This is a genomic window from Mesorhizobium sp. B2-3-7, assembly GCF_006442695.1.
In the GTDB taxonomy this organism is placed as follows: Bacteria; Pseudomonadota; Alphaproteobacteria; order Rhizobiales; family Rhizobiaceae; genus Mesorhizobium.
The window spans coordinates 1-26,054 of the sequence record NZ_VFVV01000008.1 but is presented as its reverse complement, the minus strand read 5'-3'; the positions used below and the strand labels follow the sequence as shown (position 1 = coordinate 26,054).

The following is a 26,054-nucleotide window of genomic DNA, read 5'->3' as shown; positions in this document are numbered from 1 at the left end:
ATGACCTCCTCGTTTTCGGAATGGCTAGGTTGACGCTCTGTAGAGCACTGAGCCTCTGGGTGACTTGGACCGGCAGAGGGAGGCATCGATGAAGCGCATTTATGTGGTGGGCACCGCGGACACCAAGGGTGAGGAACTCGCCTTCCTGGCCGACGCGATCGCCGCCACGGGTGCCGCTGTCTGCCGCGTCGACGTCGGAACGCGCGGCGCGAGCGTGCCGGTCGACATTGCCGCTGAGGATGTGGCAGGCCACCATCCCGGCGGGCGAGACGCGGTGCTCGCCGGCGATGACCGCGGCACCGCGGTCGCCGCGATGGGCATTGCCTTCGCTCGCTTTGTCCAATCGCGAAACGACATTGCCGCCATGATCGGCATCGGCGGCGGCGGCGGCACGTCGATCATTAGCGCAGGCATGCGCGCGCTGCCGCTCGGCCTGCCCAAGATCATGGTTTCGACGCTCGCTTCCGGCGACACCGCGCCCTATGTCGACATCTCGGACATCATCATGATGCCATCGGTGACCGACATGGCCGGGCTGAACCAGCTCTCGCGTGTCGTTCTGTACAATGCGGCCCAGGCGATATCGGGCATGGCCGCCAGACCGCCGCCGCCGCCCGAGGGCAAGCCGTCGATCGGCCTCACCATGTTCGGCGTCACCACGCCGTGCGTGACGGCAATCGCGGATCAGCTCCGTTCGACCTATGACTGCATGGTCTTTCACGCCACCGGCACCGGCGGCCGCAGCATGGAGAAACTGGCCGACAGCGGCCTGCTGTCCGGCGTCATCGACATCACCACCACTGAGGTCTGCGATCTCCTGTTCGGCGGCGTGCTGCCGGCGACGGAGGATCGTTTCGGTGCCGTTGCCCGCACCGGCCTGCCTTATGTCGGCTCGGTCGGCGCGCTCGACATGGTCAATTTCTGGGCGCCTGCGACCATTCCGGACCCTTATCGCGGGCGGCTGTTCTACGAGCACAACCCGAACGTCACGCTGATGCGCACGACGGCGCAGGAATGCCGCAAGATCGGCGAATGGATCGGCACAAGGCTCGCCCGCTGCAAGGGGCCCGTGCATTTCCTTGTCCCGGAGAAAGGCGTCTCGGCGCTCGACATCGAAGGCGGCGCCTTCTTCGACCCGCAAGCCGATGCCGCCCTGTTCGAAGCCATTGAGCGCACGATTAAGCCGAACGCGACGCGCCGGCTGACACGCCTGCCGCTGCACATCAATGATCCCCGATTCGCCAAGGCCGCGGTCGCGGCTTTCCTCGAAATCGCCAGACAGTGAGATCCAAGACATGCCGGCAATACCGCGCAAGGACATACTGAAGAAATTCAGGGGGATGATCGACAAGGGCGTGCCGATCGTCGGCGGCGGCGCTGGCACCGGCCTGTCGGCCAAGGCCGAAGAGGCCGGCGGCATCGACCTCATCATCATCTACAATTCCGGCCGCTACCGCATGGCCGGTCGCGGCTCGGCCGCCGGCCTGCTTGCCTATGGCAATGCCAATGAGATCGTCAAGGAGATGGCCTACGAGGTGCTGCCGGTGGTCAGGAAGACGCCGGTGCTGGCTGGTGTCAACGGCACCGATCCGTTCGTCATCATGCCGCTGCTGCTCTCCGAACTGAAGACGATGGGTTTTTCCGGGGTGCAGAATTTCCCCACCATCGGCCTGTTCGACGGCAGCATGCGACAGAGCTTCGAGGAGACCGGCATGGGTTTTGGGCTCGAGGTCGACATGATCGCCGAAGCCCGCAAGCTCGATCTTCTGACCACGCCCTATGTCTTCAACCCGGACGAGGCGCGCGCCATGACCAGGGCCGGCGCCGATATCGTCGTGGCTCATATGGGCGTGACGACGGGGGGCTCGATCGGCGCCACCTCTGCCAAGTCGCTCGACGACTGCGTGGTCGCCATCGACGCGATCGCCGAAGCGGCCCGTTCGGTGCGCAAGGATGTCATCCTGCTTTGCCATGGCGGGCCGATCTCGATGCCGGACGACGCCCGCTACATCCTCGAACGCTGCAAGGGGCTGCACGGCTTCTATGGCGCGAGCTCGATGGAGCGGCTGCCGGCGGAAGCGGCGATCGCCCGGCAGACCGCCGATTTCAAGGCCGTTACGCTTGGCGGCCTGAAGACGACCACGAAGAAAAAGAAGGGATCATGAGAATGACCGACAAGAGCAAGGTGTTCGTCTACCCGAAGGATGTCAGCGCCTTCGGATTCGACTGGGGAAAATTGTCGCTGACGGTCGCTCCGGAAGTGAACGGCGCGACCCGCTTTTCCGGCGGCGTCGTCGACCTGCCTTCCGGCAAGGGCCATACCCGTCATAACCATCCGGGCGCGGAAGAAATCATCTTTGTCATTTCGGGCCATGGCGAGCAGATGGTCGAGGACGAGCAAGGCAATCCGGTGGTCGAGAAGGTCGGCCCCGGCTGCACCATTTACGTGCCCGAGAGCCGCTTCCACTCGACGCTCAACACCGGCGACGGGCCGATGCAGCTGTTCGTCGTCTATTCGCCGGCAGGGCCGGAACTGGGATTGCGCGAACTGCCGGATTTCAGGTTGCTGCCGGCCGGGAACTCCCCTCGCTCGCGACTTTGAGGCGCCCTTCCGATATGCTATCGTCCAGCATGCCTCCTTGAGAGAGAAGCGATGACGCGTTTCAGTCCCCAGGAATTCGTGGAGAAGCTCGCAACGGGCAGCCTGCCGGATGGCAACCCGGCCATGACGGTTGGCGGTATTGTCAAGGCCAACGACGCCGACCCGTCAACGCTTCTCTTTTCGACCGATTTGTCCTGCGAATCCTGGATACCCGTGCCGCTGAGCTTGATCCAGACGGTCGAGCAGGTACGGACGGTCAACTGCAAAGACCATAAGCATCCGCTGGTCAAGATCGCTTTTACACCGCCCTCGCCGGATCAACGTGACATCAATGCCCTGCTTATGATCATGGCCGGGCTTCAGAGCCAACTCTCCTGGTTCCATCGCAACGCCAAATCCGGCAGTCCGTGGGCGTCAACGTTTGCATCCGATTGCGCCGTCGTCTCCGCATCCGAGGGGCTTACCATATGCTGCACCCAGACGATCGACGGAAGATTGGAAGTCGTCTGCACTGGAATGGTTTAGTGCCTGTCGCGCAAAAGTGACTTCTGTTTAGCGGCAACGGCAAAGCGCCGCGCATGAATTCGTTTCGACGCGACGCGCCTTAGAGACAATCGAGACCGGCACGCTCATTTGTAACGTGGCAGGTTACATGCCACCCCGGTTCCATGCCCGACCCCGATCCCCGAACATCACATAGCCGGTATCGGTAACCGCCACCGTATCCTCCAGCTTGATGAAGCCGCGCGTCGGGTGAAGCATGGTCGTCTCCACCGATAGCACCATGTTCCTCTCCAGCGGCTTGCCCGCATAGGTGCCTTCATAGGTCACCGGATGGTTGGTCATCAGGAACGGCGCCTCATGCGTGATCAGCCCCATGCCGTGAGCGAAGAAATCCGTGTAGGGCGCGACCTTGGATTTTTTCAGCACGCCTTCGGCATGGGAAATCATGTCACCACCCAGCGTACCCGCCTTTACCTTCGAGAACGCCGCCTGCTGCACCGCCTCGACCTCCGCCAGCAGGTCCTCCAGCTCGGCATCCGGGTCTCCGAGAACCCCCATGCGGCAGAGGTCGCCGATATAGCCATGATAATTGCCGCCGGAATCGATCGACAGCACTTCACCCTTTTTCCACGCCTGCGGCGACGCCGCGCGGTTGTGGCTGGAGCCCAGCGTCAGCAGGCAATATTCGAAATGCGCGCCGCGATTGGTCTCCTCGCGGCGAAGCTGTTCGATCATCTCGCTCTTGGTCGTGCCTTCGCGCGCCCATTGGATGGTGGCCAGCATGGAATCGGTGATCAGTTCGGAAGCGATACGCAGTTTCTCCAGCTCGGCCTCGGTCTTGATGGCGCGCATGCGCTCCAGCATGCCGGTGGCATCGACCAGCTTGGCGTCGGGGAGCGCTTTGCGGATCAGGGCATAGGCGTCCGACGGCAGGAAACCCGGCTCGATGCCGATGCGAGCGTCGCCCTTGCCGATCTTGCGCACATGCTCGACAGCGAGATTGGCGGCATCGAGCGTGCCCCAGCAGGCGGCATGCAGCGTCGGCGTCCAGAACGGGTGGTTCTGGTGTTCGCCACCCTCCATGCGGTTGCCGATATAGGCGGCGTGGTCCGGTCCGCCTTTTTCGTAGATCACGATCGGCAGGTACCGGCTGTGGCCGATCGCATCCATGGCGGCGAAGAAGATGAACTTGTAGCCGCCGAGCAGATATTGGGTGTTGTGCTTGGATGTCGCGAGCAGGACGTCGATATCAGCCTCTTCCATCAGGCCATCGACCCTGGCGTGGTCGAATGGGATGTCGCCGACGGCACTCTTCCCCGGAGCTATGTTCATTGTCTCTCTCCCTGAATGTCCGCGCGGATCGGCTGGACCGCCGGATGCCCGATCCCGTTAGGTCTTCCGACTTCGGGTCAAATCTGCACCATTTTCGCCCATCTGGTCCAGCCAGAAACAGGCTCGCCCAGCTGAATGGCCGTCGCCGGTGCCGATAATGTGAGGTGCATCGGATGACCTGGTCTTACCAGGTCAGGTTTATCGACCACTCTCCCGTAACTGGTCCAGCGAACAAAAATTTCAAAGCCACGCCACGATGCGCCAATTCCGTCTCTGGCGAAAGCCACGGCAAGGCCCATAATCAAACGTGCATGGAAACGCCCGAAAGGCCTCCGTGCAAGATATGAGATAGAGGGGGGAATAGGATGATGCCGGAGTTCAGGATTTCACGCCGCACGGTGCTTGCGGGCTCTGCCATGCTTCTGGCCTCCACCGCGATGCCGGCCTTGAGCTGGGCGCAGACGCCGAAGAAGGGTGGCCGCCTGGTGCTCGCCGCCGATTCCGAGCCGCGCAACCTCAACCCGGCCATCGTCGCCTCCAACGGCGTCTTCTTCATCTCCAGCAAGATCGTCGAAACGCTGGCCGAAGCCTCCTTCGATGGCAAGGACGGGCTTGCACCACGCCTGGCGGTCAGTTGGGAAGGCGCCGCCGACGGGCTGTCGGCGACCTTCAAACTGCGCGAAGGGGTCAAATGGCATGACGGCACGCCGTTTACCTCGGCCGACGTCGCCTTCTCGGCGCTGCAGATCTGGAGGCCGCTGCAGAATCTCGGCCGCACCGTGTTCAAGGATCTGGCCGCGGTAGATACCCCTGATGAATTGACCGCCGTGTTCAAATTCGCCAAGCCCACGCCCTTCCAGCTGATCCGAAACGCTCTGCCGGCGCTGAGCAGCGTGGTGCCGAAGCACGTTTACGAAGTTGGCAAGATCGAGGACAACCCGGCCAACAACGCGCCCATCGGCACCGGCCCGTTCAAGTTCGCCGAATACAAGGCCGGCCAATACTACCGGCTGACGAAGAACACGGATTATTGGGGCAAGGGCGAGCCCTATCTCGATGAGATCATCTACCAGGTGCTGCCCGACCGCACTTCGGCGGCGAGCGCGCTGGAAGCAGGAGAGATCCAGCTCGCCGCCTTCTCCGCCGTGCCGCTGGCCGATCTTGACCGCATCTCGAAAGTGCCGGGCCTGAAGGTGATCACCAAGGGCTATGAGGGACTGACCTACCAGCTCGTCGTCGAGATCAATCATCGTCGCAAGGAGCTCGCCGACCTGAAGGTGCGCCAGGCGATCGCGCATGCCATCGACGAGGATTTCGTCGTCAAGACGGTGTTCCTCGGCTATGCCGCCACCGCCACCGGCCCGGTGCCGAAGAACGACCCGCAGTTCTATACCGCCGACGTCCCGACCTATGCCTTCGACGTCGCCAAGGCCAATGCGCTGCTCGACGAGGCGGGTTACAAGAAGGGCGCCGACGGCAAGCGCTTTTCGCTGAAACTGTTGCCGGCTCCCTATTTCAACGAAACCAAGCAGTTCGGCGACTATCTGCGCCAGGCGCTCGCCGCGATCGGCATCGACGCCCAGCTCGTCAACAACGATTCCGCCGCGCATATCAAGGCCGTCTACACCGACCACGCTTTCGACCTCGCCGTCGGCCCGCCGGTGTTCCGCGGCGACCCGGCGATCTCGACCACCATCCTGGTGCAAAGCGGCATTCCGGACGGCGTGCCGTTCTCCAACCAGGGCGGCTACAAGAACGATGCGCTGGACGCGCTCATCGCCAAGGCGTCCGAGACGCTCGATACATCGGCCCGCACCAATCTTTACAAGGAGTTCCAGAAAGAGGTGGCCGCCGACCTGCCGCTGATCAACGTCGCCGAATGGAGCTTCATCAGCGTCGCCCGCGACACTGTCGGCAACATCGCCAACAACCCGCGCTGGGCGGTGTCGAACTGGGCGGACACCTATCTGGAATCGTGACAGTATTTCGCGGATGAACGTTCGCGAAAGCATCGTAGGCGTTGAGTTCTACGAGGCCCCCCTCTGTCCTGCCGGACATCTCCCCCTCAAGGGGGGAGATTGGCAACTTGTCTGTCCCGCGAATTTTCCGACGTTGGGGATTGGCGAAGCCAAAAATGACAGCCAATCTCCCCCGTTGCGGGGGAGATGTCCGGCAGGACAGAGGGGGGTGCCCAGGCGCGGTCCTAACCAACGTATCGCCAACCCATCGAGGGCCGCATGAACCGCGCCCTCATACTCCTCCGCCGTCGCCTCGTCGGCAGCATCTTCGTGCTTTTGATAGTCGTCATCGGCACGTTCCTGCTGCTCGAGGCCGCCCCGGGCGACGCGGTCGATGCCTATATCGTCTCGACCGGCGGCGATGCCGGCATGGTCGAGCTGTTGCGCCATCGCTGGGGCCTCGACCAGTCGGAGCTGACGCGGCTCGCCAACTATCTCTGGGCGCTGCTGCATCTCGATCTCGGCCAGTCCGTCACCTTTTCGCGGCCGATCCGCGACGTGATCCTCGAGCGCCTGCCGACCACGCTGTGGTTGATGGGCAGCGCCACCGCGCTTTCCTTCGGCCTCGGCTCGGCGCTGGGCATCTATGCCGGCGCCAGGCCGGGCAGTTTTCGCGACCGTTTTCTCTCCATCGGTTCGCTGGCGCTCTACGCGGTGCCGGGTTTCTGGCTCGGCCTGGTGCTGATCGTCGTCTTCGCTGTCGACCTGCGCTGGCTGCCGATCGGCGGCATCGAGACCATCGCCTCCGGCAAGGCCGGCCTCGACCGCGCCGCCGACATCGCCATCCATCTCGTCCTGCCGGTCTCAGCCCTCGGCTTCATCTACCTGGCGCTCTATTTGCGGATGATGCGTGCCGGCATGACCGAGGTCTGGCGGCAGGATTTTGTGCTGGCCGCCCGCGCCAGGGGCTTGTCGCGCCGCCGCATCGTGCTTGCCCATGTCGCCCGCAATGCGCTGCTGCCATTGGTCACGATGCTCGGCCTGCAGTCGGCGCAGATGCTGGGCGGTAGCGTCGTCATCGAGAGTGTTTTTGCCGTGCCCGGTCTGGGTCGGCTGGCGCAGGAGGCAGTGGCCGCGCGCGACACGCCCTTGCTGCTCGGCATCATTCTCGTCAGCGCCGTCCTGGTCATCGTCATCAATCTTCTCGTCGATGTCGCCTATGCCTTTCTCGACCCGCGCGTCGGCGCCAGCGAGGCCGGCACATGAGCACGCTCCGCCGCTTTCTGCGCACGCCGGAGGCGGTCGCCGGCGCCATACTCCTGGCGGCATTGTGCGCCATGGCCCTGTCGGCGCCGCTGCTGTTTCCGGGCGACCCGCAAGCCATCGCCGGCCCGGCGCTGCTGCCGCCCTTCCAGGACTGGTCGCTGCCGCTCGGCACGGATCGCCTCGGCCGCGACGTGCTGGCCGAGCTTTTCCACGGCGCCCGCACATCGCTTGCCGTCGGCCTTGCGGCAGCCGCCGCCGCACTGGCCATCGGCTCGATGGTGGGCACGGTGGCCGGGTTTGCCGGCGGCCTCACCGACGAGGTGCTGATGCGCGTCACCGATGCCTTCCAGACCGTGCCGGGCTTTTTGCTGGCTCTGGCCTTCGTCAGCGTCGTCGGCCCTTCGCTCGGCGTCGTCGTGGCGGCAATAGCGCTCGGCACCTGGACCGGGCCCGCGCGCGTGGCCCGCGCGGAAGTGCTGTCGATCCGCGAGCGCGACTACGTTGCCGGCGCGCGCGTCATCGGCATGCATCCGCTGGAAATCGCCTTTCGCGAGGTGCTGCCCAATGCCTTGCCGCCGGTGCTGGCGCTGTCCTCGGTGATCGTGGCAGCGGCGATCCTCACCGAGGCGGCTTTGTCCTTCCTCGGCCTTGGCGACCCCAATCGGGTCACCTGGGGCGGCATGATAGCTGAGGGCCGCGCCGTGCTGCGCACCGCGCCCTTCCTGTCGATCGCGCCCGGCATAGCACTGGTCCTGACGGTGCTCGGCGTCTATCTCGCCGGTGAAGGCATCGTTGAAACCACGGCGGTCCGAAGAGGCCTGTCGTGACCGCGCTGGCTTCGATCCGCAACCTCGCGGTGACCTACCGCCGTGACGACGGCGAGGTGGTGGCGCTGAGAGACATCAGCCTCGACATCAAGGCTGGCGAGCGGCTGGCCGTCATCGGCGAAAGCGGTTCGGGCAAAAGTACGCTGGCTTTGGCGATTGCGGGGTTGTTGCCGGCGAGCGCCAGGATTGACGGACGTATCGATTGGGTTTTGCGACCGTCGATGTTGGGTGCCAAGGCAGAACGCCTACCTTCCCGTTTTCTCGAAAAGGCACCCCTCCTCGGCCGCGATATCGGCTTCATCTTTCAAGACCCGTCCGCCAGCCTCGATCCTGTCATGACCGTCGGCAAACAGATCGCCGAAGTCTCCCGAACCCATCTCGGTCTCACATGGCCTCAGGCATACGCCAAGGCGAAGGATCTGCTCGAACGCGTCCGTCTGCCCGACCCGGACTCCGCCCTGCGCGCCTATCCGCATCAGCTGTCCGGCGGCCAGAAGCAGCGTGTGGCGATTGCAGCCGCGATCGCAGCCGGCCCAAGACTTTTGATCGCCGACGAGGCGACCAGCGCGCTCGACACCATCGTGCAGGCCGAGATCGTCGCACTGATCCGGCGGCTGGTGGAAGAAGACGGCATGACGCTGCTGTTCATCAGTCACGACATTGCGCTGGCCGCCGAGCTGGCGGACCGCATTGCCGTGTTCCGGCATGGCGAATTGATCGAACTTGGCGCCACGCAACAGATCGTCAGTGCGCCAACTGAAGCCTACACGCGCGCGCTGCTCGAGGCCCATATCGGCCTCGACGCCGAACCGCTGCACCACGGCATGATCGCATGAGCGTCCCCGTGCTTGCAGTTTCCAACCTTACCAGGCACTACCGCCGTGGCGGCAAGACGGTTACCGCGGCCGACGACGTTTCTTTCGAAATCGGGCCCGGCGAGACGCTGGCGCTGGCCGGACCCTCCGGCAGCGGCAAGTCGACGATCGCCCGGCTGGTGTTGCGGCTGATCGAGCCGGATGCCGGCCGGATCGAGTTTGAAGGCCATGATTTCCTGGCTCTGGGCGGCGCCGGCTTGCGTGCGCGTCGCGCTCGCTTGCAGATGGTGTTTCAGGATCCGCTTGCCGCCTTCAATCCGCGCGCCACGGTGGCGCGCGTGCTTGACGATCCCTTGCGTATCCACGGGCTCGCCTCCCGTTCCGAGCGCCCGCGCCGTATCGCCGCCCTGCTGGAGCGCGTCGGGCTTGCGGCGGAGCTTGCCTCTCGCGCCATCCATCAAATCTCGGGCGGCCAGCGACAGCGGGTGGCGATTGCACGCGCCATGGCCACGAAACCCTCGCTGATCGTGCTCGACGAAGCGGTTTCGGCGCTCGATGTTTCGGTGCGCGGACAGATCCTCGATCTTTTGCTCGACCTGCAACGCCAGGAACGGATCGCTTATCTCTTCATTTCGCATGATCTCGGCGTCGTCAGGGCCGTCGCCCACCGCGTCATCCTTCTCGACGGCGGGCGGATTGCCGAGAGCGGCGATGCCCGCGCCGTCATCGATGCGCCGCGATCGGCTATCGGCAAGGCGCTCGTGGCAGCCGCACCAAAGCTCAGAAGAACCACGCAGGAAGCATCATGATCGACCCCGAAGCCAGAGCCGAGAAACTGTCGCGCGAACTCGATTCCGCATTCCGCAACCGGGCCGACCTCTATCGCCTGTTCCTGGATGAGTTGACCGGAGAGCTGGGCGCCGAAAGAGCCGAGGCGATAATGACCCGGACCATCGAGCAGCGCGGCAAGGAAGTGGCAGCAGCCGCCTTCGCCGCATTCGGTCCCAACGACGCGCGCTCAATCGGCGAAGCTTTCCTGTCGGTCAGCCCGGATGACGGCCGGATGTATCCGACCGATGTCGAACGCGGGCCCGACCGCATCGCCTTCAAGGTGAAACGCTGCTCAAGGATGCTTGGGTCGAGGCCGGCGTCGGCGAGGAAAAACTCGCGACGCTCTGCCGCATCGCCGGCGCCTTCGACCGTGGCCTGTTCGAGGCGACCGGCGTGCGTTTCGACAATGTCACCTGGACGCCCGGTCACGGCAGCGGCTGCTGCCATATCGCGCTGACCAACCGCGATGCCGGCTAGCAATTGACGGCCTTAGCCGCCGACCATCAGCCTGACGACCTCGTCATGGTTGGTCTCGGAAATCTTGCGCTCGCCGGCCTGGATCCCACGCCGCAGCACGACGATGCGATCGGAAACGGCGAAGATGTCCTGCAGATTATGCGAGATGAAGATCACGCCGCGCCCTTGCGCCTTGAGCTGATGGATGAGCGAAATCACCTTGCGCTGCTCCGGCACGCCGAGCGCGGCCGTCGGTTCATCCATGATCAGGATCTGCGCGTCCCAGTAGACGGCGCGGCCGATGGCCACGGCCTGCCGCTGGCCGCCGGAGAAATTGCTGACCGGCGCGTTCAATCGGCTGACGTGGAAGTCCAGCCGCTTCATCGTCTCCCTGGCGGCCTCGGCCATGGCCTTGCGGTCGAGCACCGGCAGGAAGCCGAACGCCTTGCGCATCGGTTCGCGGCCGAGGAAGATGTTGGCACCGATCGACAGATTGTCGGCCAGCGCGAGATCCTGGTAGATCGTCTCGATGCCCTTTTCGCGCGCCTCCTGCGGCGTGGCGAAAGCCACCGGCTGACCTCTGAGCAGGATTTCTCCGCCCGTCGGCTGGAACACGCCCGATATTGCCTTGATCAGGGTCGTCTTGCCGGCGCCATTGTCGCCGGCAAGCGCCACCACTTCGCCCGGCCGCACGGCCATGGAGAAATCGTTGAGCGCCCGTACCGCACCGAAGTGCTTGGAAAGGTTCCGGACTTCGAGGAGGGGCTCGGTGCTATTCATCCTGACGGGCTCCACTGAACCGGCGCTGCGCCTGGTCGATGAGAACGGAAATGATGATGACGACGCCGACGGCGATGAACTGCCAGAACGGCTCCACATTGACGAAGACCAGCCCGTATTGGATGACCGCGATCACCAGCGCGCCGGCGACGGTGCCGAAGATGGTGCCGGAGCCGCCGAACAGGCTGGCGCCGCCGATCACCACCGCCGCGACGCTGTCGAGCAGCAGGGGTTCGCCGGCCTGCGCGGCACCGGCGGTGAAGCGCGCCGCATAGAGCGCGCCGCCAAGCCCGGCGCACATTGCCGACAGCACATAAAGCCGCAGGATATGGCCCCTGATGTCGATGCCGGCGCGGCGCGCGGCCTGCACATTGGCGCCGATAGCGTAATTGTGCTGGCCGAACCGGGTCTGGCTGAGCAGATAGTGCATCACGACGACGAAGACAGCGGCGATCATCACCAGATAAGGCACGCCATGGAACTTGCCGTTGCCGAGCAGTGCGAACCAGGAATTCTGTACCGGCACCGTCGTGCCGCCGGCAAGCAGGAAGGCGACACCGCGGGCGACGCCGAACATGCCGAGCGTGCCGATGAAGGGCGGGACCCTGAGCCGCGAGATCAGCAAGCCGTTGATGACGCCGGGCACGCCGGCCACGATCACCGCGGCAAGGATGCCGGCCAGCATGGCCAACGGCAACGGAATGGCGGCGCCCGCCATGTTGGTGGCATGCGCGGCGATGACCGCCGCAAGGCCCATAATGAAGCCCAGCGACAGGTCGATGCCGCCTGAAATGATGACGAAGGTCTGCCCGGTCGCCAAAAGCAGCGGCGCCACGGCGAAGATCGCGATGGATTGAAGATTGAACGGATTGAGCACGAAAGTGGCGCCGAAGGCGCTCCGCGACCAGATCTCGAAACAGATGATCAGGCCGGCGAGAAACAGCCAGGCGCGCCCCTCGGCGATGCGTGCGATCCAGCTCCTGGCGGGATCGCCGTGGTCAGCCTGGGGGGCGACATGCTTCTCGGCTGGCTGTGCTGGTGATGTCGAGGTCATGAGTACTCCGCGGCGCGGCTGCCTTCAAACAGGTCCCGCCCTGGCGGGACCGGCACAGGCTCCTCCCGGCGCACCGGGAAGAGCCAAGCTGGTCCGGACTTACTCGGAGTAGAGATACTTCGAGATGTTCGGATCGGCGATGTTGGACTTGTCCATGATCGTGAAGCCGGTGCCGATCGTGACCGGGATGGATTGGCCGGTCAGGTGGGCATAGGCCGAGACGACGCCGAAATAGCCGATCTCTGCGGGATGCTGGGCGATCGCCACATCCACAAGGCCGGTGTTGATGTTGTCGACGATGCTGGTCGGAGCATCGAAGGCAACCACTTTGACGGTGCCCGTCTGCCCTGCCTGCTTGACGCCATTGGCGGCGCCCAGCGCCGAGAACAGATTGGCGCCGAACACGCCGACGAGGTCGGGGTTGCGCGCGAACACCGCCTGCAGCTGCGAGGCCGCCTTGTTGGCGTCGTCGTCATTGAACTGGGTCTCGAGAACGGTGATGCCGGGATGGTTGGCCATCTCCTTCTTGAAGCCTTCCTCGCGCTGGTCGGTGGTCGAGATGCCGGGCTTGACGTTGGAGACGTAGACCTTGCCCTTGTCGCCGACGGCCTTGGCAAGCGCCCGCGCCGCGATTTCGCCGCCCAGCACATTGTCCGAAGCGATGTAGGCCAGCGGGAAATCGGCGTCACCCGCTCCGGTCTGATAGGCGCCGGTGCCGATGAACGTATCCACGGTGATGACCGGAATGCCTGCGTCATTGGCCTTGCGCAGCGGCTCGACCAGCTGGACCTTGTCGGTAGGCGCGATCAGGATCGCGTCCGGCTTCTTGGCGATGACCGCGTCGAGCACCGGCACCTGGGTGACCGGATTGAACTCAGGAGCGCCCTGGAAGACCAGGTTCACGCCAAGGGCGTCGGCCGCGGCCTGGGCGCCCTTGCGCATGGTGATGTAGAAACCGTCGGTGGTCAGGCCCGGAACGAGCGCGATGGTGTATTTCCTGTCCTGCGCCTGCGCGGGCGCGATAAGCACCGTCGCGCTGACGGCGAGAGCCGCAAGCGCGGCAACGATCTTCTTCATGACATCCTCCTCATTGTGTTGGCAGATCTGCCGTTGCAAGTGACATCGAATGGCCGTCGTCCGCTTGGGACAAGACGGCCGGGAACGCCTGTTTGCTTTTCGCGGGCAGCTCCTCCCAAGCGCCCTCCAGTCGATATGTCAGCCGGTCCAGCCGACCGGCACGATAGCCACGGTCACTTCCTCGCCTCCGCGAGGTCAGAGAACCACAGCACCCGGCATGCATTGCACGCCAAGTTCACAAACTTGTAACACTTTGCAGAAATAAATTGCAACTCGGTTTTCCGGGTCGCAACGCCGGATTTTTCACGCAACATCCGACTGCTCCACAAAGTCCCGCCGAACTATTGCCTCGACTTCTCGGCGGCACAACCGATTTCGTAAAATCGCCCTCGCGAACTGGAATGCGGCGGCGGGGCGGCGGGCGGCACTATCGCGGCGGCAGGGTAGCGAGGATGGCTTGCGCCGTCTTCGTATCCGTTATCACGGCGTTGATCAGCTGAGCGCGAGCGGCGCCGATGATGGCCGTCGCCTTTTCCGGCGACGCCGCGACACCGATCACCAGCGGCACGGCGCGGAGCTGCGCCGGCGACATAGCGATCATCCGGCCCTCTCCTTCCCAGGCGATCAGCGCGCCATCGGCATCGAAATAATGCCGAAGGACATCGCCGGCCGCATGGACCAGCGCCTGCTCGCTCGGCGTGGCGGCGCTCGCCTCGGGTGCATTGATGGCATGCGGCAGGCCGATGCCGACGATCGCCACATCGGTCCTGTCCCACAGCGCGACGGCATCGCTGATGGCGGCATCACCAAGGAAGACTTCACGCAATTCACTGGAAGGCAGATAGGGCGCATGAATGAAGTGCGGTGTCCCGCCGAACTCCTCGGCGGCGAGGCGGACGAATTCGTTAACCTGAAAATGCGCCGCGTGCTGCTGCATGCCGCCGGTGGCGGCAACGGTCAGCACGCCCGGAATGCGCGGCAGGCCGGCGCGGATCACCTCGCGCACCGCGCGCCCCCAGCCGATGGCGACCACGGAGCCGGCCACCAATTGCGCCTGCTTGAGAAGGCCGCCGAGCGGGCCGGCCAGCGCCGTCAGCGCGCCTGCGGCCGGCGTCTCGAGCACCGCTGCGTCACGCAGGCCTAGCCTATCGATTAGCTGTCCGGTGATCTCCTCAGGTGCCGCCAGATCGAGAACCTCGATACGGACGATCCCTTCCGCCCGCGCCCGCTGCAAGAGGCGCGATATGGTCGCGGTGGAGACGCCAAGCTGCCGCGCGATATCGACCTGCGACATCTCCGCCTCGTAATGCAGTTTGGCGACCGTGTGCAGCATCGTGCGCGATGCGGTCGCATCCTGAATGGGAGGGACAGTCAGCTTGCAATTCCTTTCAGCAACGTGTTACACACGTATACGCCGATGGGAGTTATCGCGCAAATCCGGCGAACTCGCAACTTGAGGCCGTCCTGCCCAGGCGCCGGCAAGGTGTGCTTTTCCGGGCAATGGACGGCGCATCAAGACGGCAATTCTCCCCTGCCGGCAGGCGGGCAAAAACTGAACATTCTTGTTTCCACGGGATCCGCGCCCTCGGCCAGAGAGCGCCAACATCGGACAGAGACCATGACAAAGATGACCACCGCGGAGCTGCGCGGCTATCAGCAGATATGCGGCAAGGACGGGGCCATGCTGGCCATCGCCTGCGACCAGCGCGGCGGCATGCGCACCTTGCTGGCGTCGGATCCGGCCGAACAGGCCAGGATCACCAACGACATGCTCGGCGACACCAAGGCCGACATCACGCGCTACCTTGCAAGTGCCGCGTCCTGCGTGCTGCTCGACCCGCTCTGCGCGGTGCCGCGGGTTGTCGAGGAGGGCGTGCTGAACCGCGATACCGCGCTGCTTATCGGCCTCGACGCCTCGGGTTTCGACGTCTCGCCTGAAGGCTATCGCCTGTCGCGCCTTGTCCCCGGCATCGATGCGCGCCGCGTGCGCGAACTGGGTGGCACGGGCGGCAAGATCATGGTGTATCTGCGGGCCGACAAGCCCGAAGCGAATGAGCACAACATCGCCATCCTGCGCCAATGCATCGCCGATTTTGGGCAGGAAGATTTGTTGCTCGTCGTCGAATTCCTGACCTATCAGCTCGAAGGCGAAAGCCCGGAAGATTATGCGGCGAAGACCCCCTGGCTCGTCGAGGAAGGCACAAGGATCTCGCTGGAGTGCGGGGCGAAGGTGCTGAAGCTTCCGTATCCCGGAACGCCGGAAGCCTGCGCCAACATCACGAGAATGGCCGGCGAGGTGCCGTGGGCGGTGCTTTCGGCCGGCGTCAACCACGCCACCTTCCTCGGCCAGGTCGGGATTGCCATGCAGAACGGCGCCTCCGGCGTCATCGCCGGCCGCTCGCTGTGGAAGGACTGCATCTCGCTCGATCGTGACATTCAGCGCGAAAGGCTTAAGGCCATCGCGGTGCCGCGATTGCGTGAGATCCAGGCGGTGATCGGGTATCACCGGCGCAAGGCCGCCGCCTGATATCTGCGTTGGATCACCGGCACGTGCAGGACGTCATGCCTCTCAGCATAGGGATCGATATAGGCGGCACCAATCTGCGGGCCGCCCGCATTTCGGGCACCGGCGAAATCCTCGAACGTCTGTCCGAAAAGAGCGCGCCAGACCCGCAGCTTGTGCTCTCGCGAATCGCCGGGATGGTGCGCCGGCTCGATACAGCGGAGGTTTCGGCCATTGGCATCGGTGTTCCCGGCCGCGTCGACGCGCATCGCCGCGCGGTCCTGTCCGGCGGCTATGTCAATCTGGCCTCCGTCTCGCTGGCGCAGTGCCTGGAGGACATGGCCGGCAAGCCCGTCGTCATCGACAATGACTGCAACATGGCACTGGTCGCGGAGATGGCGCTCGGCGCCGGCCGGGGCCATGACGACATCGCCATGTTCACCATCGGCACCGGCATCGGCGGCGCCGTCGCTCAAGATCGGCGGATCGTGCGTGGCCGGGCAACGGCCGGGCAGCTCGGCCACATCACCGTCGACGTCAACGGCGAGATATGCGCCTGCGGCCGGCGCGGCTGTGTCGAGACCACCAGTTCGGGCACCGCGCTCGGCCGTCACATCGCGCGGGCCGGCTTGCGTCCCGACCTTTCGGTCGACCAGCTCTTTGCCCGCAATGCCGCCGGAGACGTCCAGGCGCGCGCTATACTCGAAGCCTGGGCAATGCCTTTGCGTGCCGCCATCGATACCAGCGTCGCCATGTTCGACCCCGGTGTCGTCCTGCTCGGCGGCGGTCTTGGCTGGGCGGCACACAAGGCGCTCGGCCGCGCGCCGGTCCTGGCGCCGTGGTACCAGTGCCCGGTCGAGCCGGCGCAGCTCGGCGACGACGCCGGCGTGATCGGGGCGGGATTGCAGGCGCTGGCCGGAACAGACATGGCGACAGCGCCGATTTTTGGCCGGCATTTTGTGCAAGCCGGCGCGGCCAGGCGCGCCGTGCTGGTCAACGGCATCCCGGCCAGCGGCAAGAGCACGGTGTCGCGCGGCATCGCCGACCGCATGGGATGGCCGTTGCTTGCGCTCGACACGATCAAGAATCCGTTTCTCGAGGTGCTCGGCGGCGGCGACCGCGCATTCAACCGCACGCTCGGCCGCGCCAGCTATCAGGCGATCTGGTCAGTCGTCGGCGAAGCCCCAGCGGGCTCCACATTCATCGTCGACGCCTGGTTCGGTTTCCAGCCGCGCGAGCTGCTCGAGGATCATCTCAGGAATGCCGGGGTCGAACAGACCGTCGAAATCTGGTGCCATGCGCCCGGCGAAGTCCTTGCCGAGCGTTACGGCGCCCGGCTCGGCCAGCGTCTCCCCGGCCATCCAGGCGCGGCCTATATCCCCGAACTGATCGAACTCGCCAGGCGCGCCGAACCGCTGCGGCGCGGCCCGCTCTTCGACGTCGACACGACGAAACCGATCGACCTCGATGCCATCACGGCATGGCTGCGAGCGATGATGACGGGCGACGTTTAGAACGTTGGTGGACAAGAAGCAGTTGGGCTCCCCACCTCGAAAGCCGTTTCGCTTTCGAGGTGGGGAGGCCTGCCTAGTCAATAACCAACGGTGAAGCGCTGCTTTATGTGGGCGGGCTTCTCGATCTCGTCGACCATCGCGATGGCGTAATCCTCGAAGGAAATGCTGCTGCCCTTGTCCGAAGCCAGAAGCGTGTCCTTGCCGAGGCGGAATTTGCCAGTCCGCTCGCCCGGGATGAACATGGCGGACGGCGACAGGAACGTCCAATCGAGGTCATCGATGGTCTTCAGCTTGTCGAGGAAGTCGGCGCCCTTCTGCGCCTCGGCCTTGTAGATGTCGGGAAATTCGGGCGTGTCGACCAGCCGCTTGCCGGGCGCGACCTCAAGGCTGCCCGCACCGCCGACGACCAGGTAGCGCTTCACGCCGGAGGCTCGCACCGCGGCGATCAGCGTGTCGGCATCGCTGTCGAGGAAATGCACCGAACTGGTCACCACATCATGGCCGCGGATCAGCTTGGCCAGGCCTTCCATGTCGAAGACATCGCCCTTCCTGGCCGTCACGTCAGGCAGCGCCGCGATTTTTTCAGGATTGCGGGCGATGCCGGTGACCGTGTGGCCACGGCCGGAGAGTTCTTTGAGCAGGCGCGAACCGACTGCGCCCGATGCGCCGATGAGAGCGACTTTTGCCATGTCTTTTTCCATCCTTGTTGGAGTCGGTTGGGGATCACGCGGCCGCGATATGAGCGAGGAGATTGTCGAAACTGCCGAACAGCGCGTTCGAACCGATGAGGCGCGGCGCATCGTTGCTGATGATGGCGAGCGAAGGCACGCCGTTGGAATGCAGGCGCTGGAACAGCGCGCGGCCTCGGCCGACCAGTTCGCGGTGAGCTGTCAGCAATCCTTCGGTTGGCGCCTTCACCAGTTCGCCGGCATCGGCCATGCCGGCGTCGGCGAGCACCTCGGCGACACCGCCGACCGTGACGATATCGCGCCCGTCGACATAGCGCGCGTTCTGGATCGCCTTCAGCGCGGCCAGCCGGCGGCCGGGATTTTCCAGGCCCGCTGCGGTGATCGCGAGGGTCGCGGCATGGGAATCCAGCAACGTGCCGCGAACATTCAGCACGTTGTCCCGATAGGCCTGCGTGAAAACCTGTCCCGTTAACCGCTCGATGCGCTGGTCGTTCGCCCAGGCATGGGCGGCAAAACCGCCATCCATCGGCCGGGCGCCTGCCCCCGAAAACAGGCCGGTCGGCAAGAGCTCGATGCGCACGCCGCTGCCGGACAGTTTTTCGAGCATCGGGCTTGCGCCATAGCACCAGCCGCAGAGCGGATCGAAAAGGTAGGTCACTTCTGGATTGCCCACGATCGTCCGGTCTCCGTTACCGTGGCGTTGGCTGCCCCGTCCGCCAAATGTCTTGGCTTACATGTGGCAGGTGATGGTCTTGCAATAAACGGTGCCCAATAATACAAGCTGTCTGATCTAATCAGACAAAGCATGTGACCGAACTCCTCAATCTCAATCGGCTTGTCTATTTCACCACGGTGATGGAGACAGGCTCGTTCACCACGGCGGCGGACCGGCTTGGCGTGGCCAAGGCCGTGGTCAGCCATCAGATCGGCAGGCTTGAACAGGAATTGGGCGCGACGCTCATGCGGCGCACGACGCGGCGTGTCACGCCGACCGAGGAGGGTCGCCTGTTCTACGACCGCGCGATGATCATCCTGCGCGAAGCCGAAGCGGCCTATGGCGAGATCTCGCACGGGGCGATCGAACCCAAGGGAATGCTGAGGCTGACCGCGCCGCTCGACTATGGCACGAAGATCGTTGCGCCGGTCATGGCCGCCTATCTCCGAACTTATCCGCATATGCGCGTCGAGGCGATTTTCGATGACGCCGTCAGCAATCTGGTGGACGAGCAGATCGACCTCGGCATCCGCGTCGGCTGGCTTGCGGATTCGTCCAATCAGGCGCGGCGCCTGGGCACGATACAGCAGGTCGTGGTGGCGAACCCGACCTTCGCCGCAAGCCTGCCGCCCGATGTCACCCCGCGCCAGGCAAGATCGCTTGCCTGGGTCGGCAACGCCCAGCTGCGCGGCATCGGCCAATGGCTGTTTTCAAGAGAGGGAGAAACGGTGTTGACCGAACTGTGCGACAAGAGCCCGGCGGCTCTTGCCTGCGTGCTCGCCGGTATCGGATTGGGCGTATTTCCCGACTACAGTGTCGGCGACGATATCGCCGAGGGGCGTCTCGTGCCGGTATTTGCCGACTGGATGTTGCCTGCCGGCGGCATCCATGCCGTTTTCCCTCCGGCCCGGTTCCGGCCAGCCAAGGTCCGCGCCTTCGTCGAGTTGCTGGCGGCCGCCGAGAAGAAACGCTCGCGTCTCGTCGAAACGGCCTGAGGCGACGGAGACAGCCCGCCAGCTCAAGGCTGACGGGCCGATCATTTTGGATCGCCGGGGCGCTCACCGATAGGTCGCGTATAGATCCTCAATCCGCTCGCACGGCGCGGCCGCTGGGCGCGGTACTCGCAGGCGAGATCATATTCGGCACCAGAATGTCATTGCGGCGCGCGAAGGCGATCAAGGTCGCCCGCACGGTTTCCGCATCGATCTCGCCGGCAATGCCGGCTTTGCAAGCGTTGAGGGCGACGGCATGGGCGCCGTTTCGGCTGGCAACGGGCCAGTCCTGCAACACGGCATATGCTTCCATCGCAGTCTCGATCGTTACCGGAAGCCCCATTCCGACCAAGATCGTCACGGGTTCTTCAAAGCGCATCTGTGCCATGATTTAAACCTCCATTCGATGGCAAACGAACCGAAGCATGTCGGGCAGCCTGGTGCGCGAAGACAGGTCGGCGCGGATAGGGCGGGTGCGCCGGTGTCGTCGGATTTCCGGCGGCCACGAGCCTGATCTCGGCTGGCTCGACCGGGCTTGGCTTGAGCACCGGCGAGCCTCGGCCAGGCGCCGGTAGCGCCCTATGCGCCCTGGCGAGCGCCTCGAGCCAGGCAAGGACGGAAAGCGGCGGAAGCGCCCGCCCATCGAGCCAGGCGGCGACCTGGCTTTGCGGGCAACCAAGCTCGTCGACGAGGTCTGCCGCTTTCCACCTCAACGTTTTCAGGCATTCACGCAATTGGCCCACGATCATGTCGGTCCTCTTCCCAACCGGACATCGGTCCATCGTTTGCTGTGGGGCTCCGATGATCGCGTCCTCCATCCCTGGTTGAGCCGCCGGAGCCTTCCGAGGCTGCCGACACATGCTGCGCGGCCAGGAACATCAGCGTCGACGCCGCCGTACGGCGGCTCCAGCCTGCGGACTCGGCCATGTCGAGAACGCGCATCAACAATGGCCCCAGCACGCTCCTGCATTCTGCCTCGTAGGCGAGAAATTCGTTTGCCGGATGCGTGGGCGCCGAAACGGAACCGATACCGGTCATAGTGGTCTCTCTCCAAACTTTCCCCGGGAAGCGCCCGCTCCCACTTGTGGGAGCGGGCGGCCTCCCGGCGTCCTAGAAGTCCATGCCCGCGCCGGCGGGCATGGCAGGGGTCGCGGCCTCCTTCTTTGGCTTCTCGGCCACCATCGCCTCGGTGGTGACCAGCAGGCCAGCGACGGAAGCGGCATCCTGAAGCGCGGTGCGCACGACCTTTGCCGGATCGATGACGCCTTGGCCGTAGAGATCGCCGAACTCGTTGGTCTGGGCGTTCCAGCCCCAGCCGAACTCGCTCTTCTCACGCAACTTGCCGACGATGATCGAGCCCTCGGCGCCGGCGTTCTCCGCGATCTGGCGCACCGGGGTCTCGATCGCACGCCGCACGATCTCGACACCGGTCCTCTGGTCGGCATTGTCGATCGGCAAGGCATCGAGCGCCTTGGCGGCCCGGAGCAACGCGACGCCGCCGCCCGGGAGCACGCCTTCCTCGACCGCCGCACGGGTCGCATGCAGCGCGTCGTCGACACGGTCCTTGCGCTCCTTCACCTCGACTTCCGTCGAACCGCCGACACGGATGACGGCGACGCCACCGGCGAGCTTCGCCAGCCGCTCCTGCAGTTTCTCGCGGTCGTAGTCGGAGGTAGTCTCCTCGATCTGCGCTTTGATCTGGGCGATGCGGCCCTGGATCTCTTCCTTGCGGCCAACGCCGTCGACGATGGTGGTGTTTTCTTTTTCGATCACCACTTTCTTGGCGCGGCCCAGCATCTGCAGCGTGACGTTCTCGAGCTTGATGCCGAGATCCTCGCTGATCGCCGTGCCGCCGGTGAGGATGGCAATATCCTCCAGCATCGCCTTGCGGCGATCGCCGAAGCCGGGCGCCTTGACTGCCGCGACCTTCAGGCCGCCGCGCAATTTGTTCACGACCAGCGTGGCGAGCGCCTCGCCCTCGACATCCTCGGCGATGATCAGCAGCGGCTTGCCCGACTGCACGACTGCCTCGAGGACGGGGAGCATGGCTTGCAGGTTGGACAGTTTCTTCTCGTGGATCAGCACATAGGGCTCTTCGAGCTCGACGCGCATCTTGTCCTGGTTGGTGATGAAGTACGGGCTGAGATAGCCGCGGTCGAACTGCATGCCTTCGACCACCTCCAGTTCGGTCTCGGCGGTCTTGGCCTCCTCCACCGTGATGACACCTTCATTGCCGACCTTCTCCATCGCCTCGGCGAGGAACCGGCCGATCTCGGGATCGCCATTGGCCGAAATGGTGCCGACCTGGGCGATCTCATCGTTTTTCGTCACCTTGCGGGCGTTGGCCTTCAGTTCGGCGACGACCGCTTCCACGGCCTTGTCGATGCCGCGTTTCAAATCCATCGGATTCATGCCCGAGGCGACGGCCTTGGCGCCTTCCTTGACGATGGCTTGGGCCAGAACGGTCGCGGTTGTGGTGCCGTCGCCGGCGATGTCGTTGGTCTTCGAAGCGACTTCGCGCACCATCTGCGCGCCCATGTTTTCGAACTTGTCTTCCAGTTCGATCTCCTTGGCCACCGTCACACCATCCTTGGTGATGCGCGGCGCGCCGAAGGATTTATCGATAACGACGTTGCGGCCTTTGGGACCGAGCGTCACCTTCACCGCATTGGCCAGAATGTCGACGCCGCGCAGCATCTTCTCGCGGGCTTCGGTATGGAATTTCACTTCCTTGGCAGCCATTGGATCACTCCTTCAATTTAGGCAGCTTTCGTTGACTGATAACTTGGCAAGAAGCCGTCAGGCGGCCTTCTTCACGGTCGCGGTCTGCTCGATCACGCCCATCACATCGCTTTCCTTCATGATGATCAGGTCTTGGCCGCCGAGCTTGATCTCGGTGCCGGACCATTTGCCGAACAGAATGCGGTCACCCACCTTGACGTCGAGCGGCTGTAGCTGCCCGGCTTCGTTTCGGGCGCCGGGGCCGGCGGCGATCACCTCGCCTTCCTGCGGCTTTTCCTTGGCTGTGTCGGGAATGATAATGCCGCCAGCCGTTTTCTCCTCGGCTTCGATGCGGCGGACCAGGATACGGTCGTGCAATGGGCGGAACGTCATGTCGTTCTCCTTCAAGGACAAACAGTTTTTGAGGTTCCTCCGCGCCGGACCGGCAATATCGGCCCGGCAAGAGGTGCCGCGACCCTTGTTCAGGCATCGCGCGCGCATATCGAGCTAGTTTTGGAATTTTCCGGTTTCAAGAGGTCCGCGCAAAAATTTTGGCACTCGTCGCATGAGAGTGCCAACGCGTTGTTATCATGCAGGGATTCTCGCCAGGTCGACGATTTCACCGCTTGAATTTTGGTGAAGAGCCAACAAGATTATCCTGGCCGGCGCTGCCGAAGCACAGCCGGAAACTGGACGCTATCGAGGAGTTTTTGCAGACGGAGGACAGCGATGGACCGACATAAATTTCCGCCGATCATGCCTTCCCTGACTGACACGCCCGACACCTCGCTTGACCGGCTGCTTTCGCCGGCGAGGCACTTCAAACATCCTGACGAGGTATTGGAAGACGACGCGCTCGACCTCTGGGAAAAGCGGGCGATCCTGTCGTCTTGGGCCTCGGATGCCTGCGCGGTGGAGTCGATGCCGGAACTGCGCCTGCCGCCGGGAGTCGAGCGGCCGGTTTCCTTCGACCACATCATGGAGGCCTTGTGCAAGCTCGACATCGACGTGCCGGCGCCGCGGTCCACGCCGGATGAATTCCGGCACGACTTCGCCAGGATGAATGCATAAGGTCGTAAGCGAAAGGAGAAACATATGGTGACTGCGGTCAGCAGAGAATTCCGCCTGCAGATGGATGGCTACGGCCTGACCACGGCCGAGATTCACTATCATATGCCTGACTACCCCAACCTGCTGCAGCTCTATGTCTGGCAGGAATACGACCTCGCTCCCGATTTCCCGGAGCTGAAGGGCTTCCTTGGCTATTGGGAAAGCGAACTGGACGGCGCGCTGCATTCCGTGCGCGTCGCACATCATCGTCTAATCACACCGTCGGAATGGCGCGCCGTTGACGGCATCGTTGCCATCCATTGAGCGGATCACATTGAGCGGATCAAAAAACCTGAAGCGCGTCGCCTGCAACGCGGCGCGCTCAAAGGCTCGATTGAGCATACCTAAAATCAGAGTTCCCGAGCAGGATGAGTGATGGGATTCGTGTCATCCTGCTCTGACAGCCATCGGCTGGGCCGTCCTTGACATCGCCGCGGAACGGAATTGCTGGGGCGAAGCGGAGCGGCCCCTCGTCAGGCCGGCTCGCTTGGCCGCCTTCAAGAAGGCCTTGTAGGCGGCACGCCCGCTGCGCCAGCCATCCAGCGCATCACGGCATGCACGGCCGGCGGCGCGCCAGCTTGGTCCGCGCGCCCATTTCGGCCATTGTTGATCCAGGCATTCCAGAGCCTCGAAGCTGCTGGCGACCTTGCGTGGGGCGTCCGACAATTCGAGGGTAATCGGCTGGGGAAACCGAATATCGTTCATCACTTCCTCCGTTTTTTGACGTCTTTTTGCGAGTAAGCAATCGGATGGCGTCACCGGCGACCGTCCATCCGTGATCGAGATGGTCAGCCGTTCAGGCCGCGTCAAGGGCCGCCGGAATCTCGACGAGACGTTCGATCAGGCCTCTTGACGCCACGCCCGTCAGTTCCCAGATCGATTCCGCCGGCGCCGGAAGGGCCGGCAGGTCAAGGAGTGCCGCATCCTTGGCACTCCTCGTACCCATGTTGCTCAGCGAAGGAGGATATGGCTATGAGAACCGCTTTCGACTTTTCACCACTCTATCGGTCGAGCATAGGCTTCGACCGTATTTTCGACCTGCTGGAGAATGCCAGCCGCACGGCGAACGTCGACAACTGGCCGCCCTACGATATCTCCAGGACCGGTGACGACGCCTACCGCATCACCATGGCGGTAGCCGGCTTCAGTCAAGACGAATTGAGCATCGTGCATGAACCCAACATGCTCGTCATCGCCGGCGAGCGTGCCGGAGAGGACAATGGCGAATACCTGCATCGCGGCATCGCCGGACGGCCGTTTGAGCGACGCTTCGAACTTGCCGACCATGTGAAGGTGACCGGCGCCGGCCTCGTCAACGGTCTCCTGACCGTCGATCTTCAGCGTGAGATTGCCGAAGAGATGAAACCGCGCAAGATCGAGATCGGCACCAGCATGGCCAAAGCCAAGGAAAAATCCGCGGCAAAGCCCGTGCAAGTGGAAAAACAGGCCGCGTGAGGCAATTCGGGTCAGGGCTTCCACCAACCGGACGCCGGTCGCCCGGTGGTGGAGACGCAAGCAAAGAGGAGAAAGACAATGAGCGTACGTGATCTCATTCCTTTTGGCCGGGAACGCGGACAGGTGCCCAGCCTTTTGCGCGATGGCGAACGTGATCCGTTCATGTCGTTGCACCGCGAGGTCAACCGTCTTTTCGACGATGTTTTCCGTGGTTTCGGTTCGGGGCTGCCATCCTTGTCTGCCGTTGCCGCCGAGGGCGCACGCTGGCCAAGCGTCGAGATCTCCGACACTGGAAAGGAGGTCCGTGTCACGGCCGAAGTGCCCGGCATGGAGGAAAAGGACATCGAGGTCCTGCTCGATGACGACGTGCTGACCCTGAAGGGCGAAAAGCGGTCCGAGACCGAGGACAAGGAGCGCCAGTTCTCCGAGCGCTATTACGGCCGTTTCGAGCGCCGCATTCCGCTCGGCGTCGAGGTAGAGCAAGACAATGTCGAAGCGCGCTTCAGGAACGGCGTCCTGACGGTTACATTGCCGAAGACCGCGAAAGCGCAAGCGCAGGCAAAGCGGATCGAAATCAAGAGTTGAACCACCTATGCCGGCGGTTGGACAAACCCACCCGCCGGTTCAGGTCGAGATGTTGACGGCTTACACTGCGGACGCCATTGCTTTGCCGGCTGGATTATTTTCGGCGACAGGTCTGTCTTTTGTGCGGTGGCCCGGCTTGCCCGCCCCCCTGGTCGCTTTGGCTTGGCTGGGCTTTGGCGGGCGGATTGTGTTTGGTTTTGCGGGCTTTGTTTTTGACCTTGGGCGTCGGCTTTGGGTGTTTGCTGGGCTGTGATGAGGGTTCTCAAAT

The 26,054-nt window shown here is 63.8% G+C and carries 30 protein-coding genes; 17 read left to right on the top strand and 13 right to left on the bottom strand.

All coding sequences use genetic code 11. The features are described 5' to 3' along the window. The first annotated feature begins 88 nt into the window (after positions 1–88). The 4 genes from FJ940_RS16790 to FJ940_RS16775 are packed head-to-tail and all read left to right on the top strand — an operon-like array spanning position 89 to position 3,127. The gene (locus FJ940_RS16790) at positions 89–1,285 is read left to right on the top strand and encodes a Tm-1-like ATP-binding domain-containing protein (RefSeq protein WP_140657224.1); all 1,197 of its coding nucleotides are present in this window, start codon (positions 89–91) and stop codon (positions 1,283–1,285) included. A 10-nt stretch (positions 1,286–1,295) separates the two neighbouring features. Next, entirely contained in the window at positions 1,296–2,165 is an 870-nt protein-coding gene (locus FJ940_RS16785; protein ID WP_140500416.1) for a phosphoenolpyruvate hydrolase family protein, read from the top strand. A 2-nt stretch (positions 2,166–2,167) separates the two neighbouring features. Then, the gene (locus FJ940_RS16780) at positions 2,168–2,602 is read left to right on the top strand and encodes a cupin domain-containing protein (RefSeq protein ID WP_140500417.1); all 435 of its coding nucleotides are present in this window, start codon (positions 2,168–2,170) and stop codon (positions 2,600–2,602) included. Positions 2,603–2,653: 51 nt separating this feature from the next. Continuing rightward, a complete protein-coding gene (locus FJ940_RS16775; protein WP_140500419.1) occupies positions 2,654–3,127 on the top strand; it encodes a hypothetical protein in 474 nt (157 codons plus the stop codon). A 123-nt stretch (positions 3,128–3,250) separates the two neighbouring features. Here FJ940_RS16775 and FJ940_RS16770 read toward each other — a convergent pair whose 3' ends face one another. After that, positions 3,251–4,438 (bottom strand): Xaa-Pro peptidase family protein, encoded by a 1,188-nt coding sequence (locus tag FJ940_RS16770; RefSeq protein ID WP_140624439.1) that lies wholly within the window; start codon positions 4,436–4,438, stop codon positions 3,251–3,253. Between the two features lie 368 nt (positions 4,439–4,806). Here FJ940_RS16770 and FJ940_RS16765 point away from each other — a divergent pair, with 368 nt between their 5' ends. The 6 genes from FJ940_RS16765 to FJ940_RS16735 all read left to right on the top strand — a co-directional run bounded on the left by FJ940_RS16765 (position 4,807) and on the right by FJ940_RS16735 (position 10,592). Then, positions 4,807–6,417, top strand: a complete 1,611-nt coding sequence (locus FJ940_RS16765) for an ABC transporter substrate-binding protein (RefSeq protein ID WP_140657222.1) — start codon at positions 4,807–4,809, stop codon at positions 6,415–6,417. A 258-nt stretch (positions 6,418–6,675) separates the two neighbouring features. Further along, positions 6,676–7,662 carry an ABC transporter permease gene (locus FJ940_RS16755; protein WP_140657218.1) on the top strand — a complete coding sequence of 329 codons (987 nt, stop codon included), beginning with the start codon at positions 6,676–6,678 and terminating at the stop codon, positions 7,660–7,662. Further along, complete coding sequence (locus FJ940_RS16750; protein WP_140565977.1) at positions 7,659–8,489, top strand: ABC transporter permease; 831 nt, start codon at positions 7,659–7,661, stop codon at positions 8,487–8,489. The genes FJ940_RS16755 and FJ940_RS16750 overlap by 4 nt, the downstream gene beginning before the upstream one ends. After that, entirely contained in the window at positions 8,486–9,325 is an 840-nt protein-coding gene (locus tag FJ940_RS16745; protein ID WP_181165361.1) for an ABC transporter ATP-binding protein, read from the top strand. Before FJ940_RS16750 ends, FJ940_RS16745 begins: the two co-directional genes overlap by 4 nt. Beyond that, on the top strand, positions 9,322–10,113 hold the full coding sequence (locus FJ940_RS16740) for an ATP-binding cassette domain-containing protein (RefSeq protein WP_140657216.1): 792 nt from the start codon (positions 9,322–9,324) through the stop codon (positions 10,111–10,113). Before FJ940_RS16745 ends, FJ940_RS16740 begins: the two co-directional genes overlap by 4 nt. After that, positions 10,110–10,592, top strand: coding sequence for a hypothetical protein (locus FJ940_RS16735; RefSeq protein ID WP_246671041.1), 483 nt, complete (start codon positions 10,110–10,112; stop codon positions 10,590–10,592). The genes FJ940_RS16740 and FJ940_RS16735 overlap by 4 nt, the downstream gene beginning before the upstream one ends. 32 nt (positions 10,593–10,624) lie before the next feature. Here the strand turns inward: FJ940_RS16735 and FJ940_RS16730 are convergent, their stop codons facing one another. The 4 genes from FJ940_RS16730 to FJ940_RS16715 form a co-directional block, all read right to left on the bottom strand. Next, positions 10,625–11,371 (bottom strand): ATP-binding cassette domain-containing protein, encoded by a 747-nt coding sequence (locus FJ940_RS16730; RefSeq protein WP_140500435.1) that lies wholly within the window; start codon positions 11,369–11,371, stop codon positions 10,625–10,627. Next, positions 11,364–12,425, bottom strand: a complete 1,062-nt coding sequence (locus tag FJ940_RS16725; protein WP_140500436.1) for a ribose ABC transporter — start codon at positions 12,423–12,425, stop codon at positions 11,364–11,366. Before FJ940_RS16725 ends, FJ940_RS16730 begins: the two co-directional genes overlap by 8 nt. Positions 12,426–12,524: 99 nt before the next feature. Then, complete coding sequence (locus FJ940_RS16720; RefSeq protein ID WP_140657214.1) at positions 12,525–13,502, bottom strand: ABC transporter substrate-binding protein; 978 nt, start codon at positions 13,500–13,502, stop codon at positions 12,525–12,527. Between the two features lie 427 nt (positions 13,503–13,929). Further along, positions 13,930–14,835, bottom strand: a complete 906-nt coding sequence (locus FJ940_RS16715) for a sugar-binding domain-containing protein (protein WP_140657212.1) — start codon at positions 14,833–14,835, stop codon at positions 13,930–13,932. Between the two features lie 285 nt (positions 14,836–15,120). On the opposite strand from FJ940_RS16715, the gene FJ940_RS16710 reads away from it, so the two are divergent. Together FJ940_RS16710 and FJ940_RS16705 are read left to right on the top strand one after the other, a co-directional pair. Then, positions 15,121–16,029 (top strand): tagatose-bisphosphate aldolase, encoded by a 909-nt coding sequence (locus FJ940_RS16710; protein ID WP_140657210.1) that lies wholly within the window; start codon positions 15,121–15,123, stop codon positions 16,027–16,029. 35 nt (positions 16,030–16,064) lie between these two features. After that, a complete protein-coding gene (locus tag FJ940_RS16705) occupies positions 16,065–17,519 on the top strand; it encodes an ROK family protein (RefSeq protein ID WP_140657208.1) in 1,455 nt (484 codons plus the stop codon). Positions 17,520–17,596: 77 nt separating this feature from the next. Here the strand turns inward: FJ940_RS16705 and FJ940_RS16700 are convergent, their stop codons facing one another. Together FJ940_RS16700 and FJ940_RS16695 are read right to left on the bottom strand one after the other, a co-directional pair. Continuing rightward, positions 17,597–18,208: an NAD(P)-dependent oxidoreductase gene (locus FJ940_RS16700; protein WP_140657206.1), complete on the bottom strand. Its 612-nt coding sequence runs from the start codon at positions 18,206–18,208 to the stop codon at positions 17,597–17,599. Positions 18,209–18,242: 34 nt separating this feature from the next. Continuing rightward, on the bottom strand, positions 18,243–18,881 hold the full coding sequence (locus tag FJ940_RS16695; protein ID WP_140657204.1) for a DsbA family protein: 639 nt from the start codon (positions 18,879–18,881) through the stop codon (positions 18,243–18,245). Between the two features lie 134 nt (positions 18,882–19,015). Between FJ940_RS16695 and FJ940_RS16690 the strand changes: the two genes are divergently transcribed. Next, complete coding sequence (locus FJ940_RS16690) at positions 19,016–19,918, top strand: LysR family transcriptional regulator (protein ID WP_140657202.1); 903 nt, start codon at positions 19,016–19,018, stop codon at positions 19,916–19,918. Positions 19,919–20,006: 88 nt separating this feature from the next. On the opposite strand, the gene FJ940_RS16685 is transcribed toward FJ940_RS16690, so the two are convergent. The 4 genes from FJ940_RS16685 to FJ940_RS16670 all read right to left on the bottom strand — a co-directional run bounded on the left by FJ940_RS16685 (position 20,007) and on the right by FJ940_RS16670 (position 23,029). Further along, positions 20,007–20,303 carry a DUF982 domain-containing protein gene (locus FJ940_RS16685; RefSeq protein WP_140657200.1) on the bottom strand — a complete coding sequence of 99 codons (297 nt, stop codon included), beginning with the start codon at positions 20,301–20,303 and terminating at the stop codon, positions 20,007–20,009. A gap of 338 nt (positions 20,304–20,641) precedes the next feature. After that, positions 20,642–20,953 carry a hypothetical protein gene (locus FJ940_RS16680; RefSeq protein ID WP_224518917.1) on the bottom strand — a complete coding sequence of 104 codons (312 nt, stop codon included), beginning with the start codon at positions 20,951–20,953 and terminating at the stop codon, positions 20,642–20,644. A 72-nt stretch (positions 20,954–21,025) separates the two neighbouring features. After that, a complete protein-coding gene (groL, locus tag FJ940_RS16675; RefSeq protein WP_140513825.1) occupies positions 21,026–22,657 on the bottom strand; it encodes a chaperonin GroEL in 1,632 nt (543 codons plus the stop codon). Between the two features lie 57 nt (positions 22,658–22,714). Then, positions 22,715–23,029, bottom strand: coding sequence for a co-chaperone GroES (locus tag FJ940_RS16670; RefSeq protein WP_140513826.1), 315 nt, complete (start codon positions 23,027–23,029; stop codon positions 22,715–22,717). Positions 23,030–23,365: 336 nt separating this feature from the next. Between FJ940_RS16670 and FJ940_RS16665 the strand changes: the two genes are divergently transcribed. After that, complete coding sequence (locus tag FJ940_RS16665; protein ID WP_246671042.1) at positions 23,366–23,707, top strand: hypothetical protein; 342 nt, start codon at positions 23,366–23,368, stop codon at positions 23,705–23,707. A 24-nt stretch (positions 23,708–23,731) separates the two neighbouring features. Beyond that, a complete protein-coding gene (locus tag FJ940_RS16660; RefSeq protein WP_140549407.1) occupies positions 23,732–24,010 on the top strand; it encodes an usg protein in 279 nt (92 codons plus the stop codon). Between the two features lie 123 nt (positions 24,011–24,133). On the opposite strand, the gene FJ940_RS16655 is transcribed toward FJ940_RS16660, so the two are convergent. Both FJ940_RS16655 and FJ940_RS28500 read right to left on the bottom strand, forming a co-directional pair. Further along, entirely contained in the window at positions 24,134–24,556 is a 423-nt protein-coding gene (locus tag FJ940_RS16655) for a DUF982 domain-containing protein (RefSeq protein WP_224619266.1), read from the bottom strand. Then, a complete protein-coding gene (locus tag FJ940_RS28500; RefSeq protein WP_181165362.1) occupies positions 24,543–24,692 on the bottom strand; it encodes a hypothetical protein in 150 nt (49 codons plus the stop codon). Before FJ940_RS28500 ends, FJ940_RS16655 begins: the two co-directional genes overlap by 14 nt. Positions 24,693–24,718: 26 nt before the next feature. Between FJ940_RS28500 and FJ940_RS16650 the strand changes: the two genes are divergently transcribed. Both FJ940_RS16650 and FJ940_RS16645 read left to right on the top strand, forming a co-directional pair. Next, entirely contained in the window at positions 24,719–25,201 is a 483-nt protein-coding gene (locus tag FJ940_RS16650) for an Hsp20 family protein (RefSeq protein WP_140657198.1), read from the top strand. A 78-nt stretch (positions 25,202–25,279) separates the two neighbouring features. Further along, positions 25,280–25,786: an Hsp20/alpha crystallin family protein gene (locus FJ940_RS16645; RefSeq protein ID WP_140565959.1), complete on the top strand. Its 507-nt coding sequence runs from the start codon at positions 25,280–25,282 to the stop codon at positions 25,784–25,786. Positions 25,787–26,054 lie beyond the last annotated feature (268 nt).

What these genes read in the sequence shown, in the direction of transcription:
- FJ940_RS16735 (WP_246671041.1), top strand. Translation starts at nt 10,110, where the DNA reads ATGATCGACCCCGAAGCCAGAGCCGAGAAACTGTCGCGCGAACTCGAT.
- FJ940_RS16730 (WP_140500435.1), bottom strand. Translation starts at nt 11,371, where the DNA reads ATGAATAGCACCGAGCCCCTCCTCGAAGTCCGGAACCTTTCCAAGCAC.
- FJ940_RS16685 (WP_140657200.1), bottom strand. Translation starts at nt 20,303, where the DNA reads ATGGCACAGATGCGCTTTGAAGAACCCGTGACGATCTTGGTCGGAATG.
- FJ940_RS16775 (WP_140500419.1), top strand. Translation starts at nt 2,654, where the DNA reads ATGACGCGTTTCAGTCCCCAGGAATTCGTGGAGAAGCTCGCAACGGGC.
- FJ940_RS28500 (WP_181165362.1), bottom strand. Translation starts at nt 24,692, where the DNA reads ATGGGTACGAGGAGTGCCAAGGATGCGGCACTCCTTGACCTGCCGGCC.
- FJ940_RS16770 (WP_140624439.1), bottom strand. Translation starts at nt 4,438, where the DNA reads ATGAACATAGCTCCGGGGAAGAGTGCCGTCGGCGACATCCCATTCGAC.
- FJ940_RS16785 (WP_140500416.1), top strand. Translation starts at nt 1,296, where the DNA reads ATGCCGGCAATACCGCGCAAGGACATACTGAAGAAATTCAGGGGGATG.
- FJ940_RS16700 (WP_140657206.1), bottom strand. Translation starts at nt 18,208, where the DNA reads ATGGCAAAAGTCGCTCTCATCGGCGCATCGGGCGCAGTCGGTTCGCGC.
- FJ940_RS16755 (WP_140657218.1), top strand. Translation starts at nt 6,676, where the DNA reads ATGAACCGCGCCCTCATACTCCTCCGCCGTCGCCTCGTCGGCAGCATC.
- FJ940_RS16790 (WP_140657224.1), top strand. Translation starts at nt 89, where the DNA reads ATGAAGCGCATTTATGTGGTGGGCACCGCGGACACCAAGGGTGAGGAA.
- FJ940_RS16645 (WP_140565959.1), top strand. Translation starts at nt 25,280, where the DNA reads ATGAGCGTACGTGATCTCATTCCTTTTGGCCGGGAACGCGGACAGGTG.
- FJ940_RS16665 (WP_246671042.1), top strand. Translation starts at nt 23,366, where the DNA reads ATGGACCGACATAAATTTCCGCCGATCATGCCTTCCCTGACTGACACG.
- FJ940_RS16715 (WP_140657212.1), bottom strand. Translation starts at nt 14,835, where the DNA reads ATGCTGCACACGGTCGCCAAACTGCATTACGAGGCGGAGATGTCGCAG.
- FJ940_RS16660 (WP_140549407.1), top strand. Translation starts at nt 23,732, where the DNA reads ATGGTGACTGCGGTCAGCAGAGAATTCCGCCTGCAGATGGATGGCTAC.
- FJ940_RS16680 (WP_224518917.1), bottom strand. Translation starts at nt 20,953, where the DNA reads ATGACCGGTATCGGTTCCGTTTCGGCGCCCACGCATCCGGCAAACGAA.
- FJ940_RS16725 (WP_140500436.1), bottom strand. Translation starts at nt 12,425, where the DNA reads ATGACCTCGACATCACCAGCACAGCCAGCCGAGAAGCATGTCGCCCCC.
- FJ940_RS16650 (WP_140657198.1), top strand. Translation starts at nt 24,719, where the DNA reads ATGAGAACCGCTTTCGACTTTTCACCACTCTATCGGTCGAGCATAGGC.
- groL (WP_140513825.1), bottom strand. Translation starts at nt 22,657, where the DNA reads ATGGCTGCCAAGGAAGTGAAATTCCATACCGAAGCCCGCGAGAAGATG.
- FJ940_RS16780 (WP_140500417.1), top strand. Translation starts at nt 2,168, where the DNA reads ATGACCGACAAGAGCAAGGTGTTCGTCTACCCGAAGGATGTCAGCGCC.
- FJ940_RS16765 (WP_140657222.1), top strand. Translation starts at nt 4,807, where the DNA reads ATGCCGGAGTTCAGGATTTCACGCCGCACGGTGCTTGCGGGCTCTGCC.
- FJ940_RS16720 (WP_140657214.1), bottom strand. Translation starts at nt 13,502, where the DNA reads ATGAAGAAGATCGTTGCCGCGCTTGCGGCTCTCGCCGTCAGCGCGACG.
- FJ940_RS16750 (WP_140565977.1), top strand. Translation starts at nt 7,659, where the DNA reads ATGAGCACGCTCCGCCGCTTTCTGCGCACGCCGGAGGCGGTCGCCGGC.
- FJ940_RS16710 (WP_140657210.1), top strand. Translation starts at nt 15,121, where the DNA reads ATGACAAAGATGACCACCGCGGAGCTGCGCGGCTATCAGCAGATATGC.
- FJ940_RS16740 (WP_140657216.1), top strand. Translation starts at nt 9,322, where the DNA reads ATGAGCGTCCCCGTGCTTGCAGTTTCCAACCTTACCAGGCACTACCGC.
- FJ940_RS16670 (WP_140513826.1), bottom strand. Translation starts at nt 23,029, where the DNA reads ATGACGTTCCGCCCATTGCACGACCGTATCCTGGTCCGCCGCATCGAA.
- FJ940_RS16705 (WP_140657208.1), top strand. Translation starts at nt 16,065, where the DNA reads ATGCCTCTCAGCATAGGGATCGATATAGGCGGCACCAATCTGCGGGCC.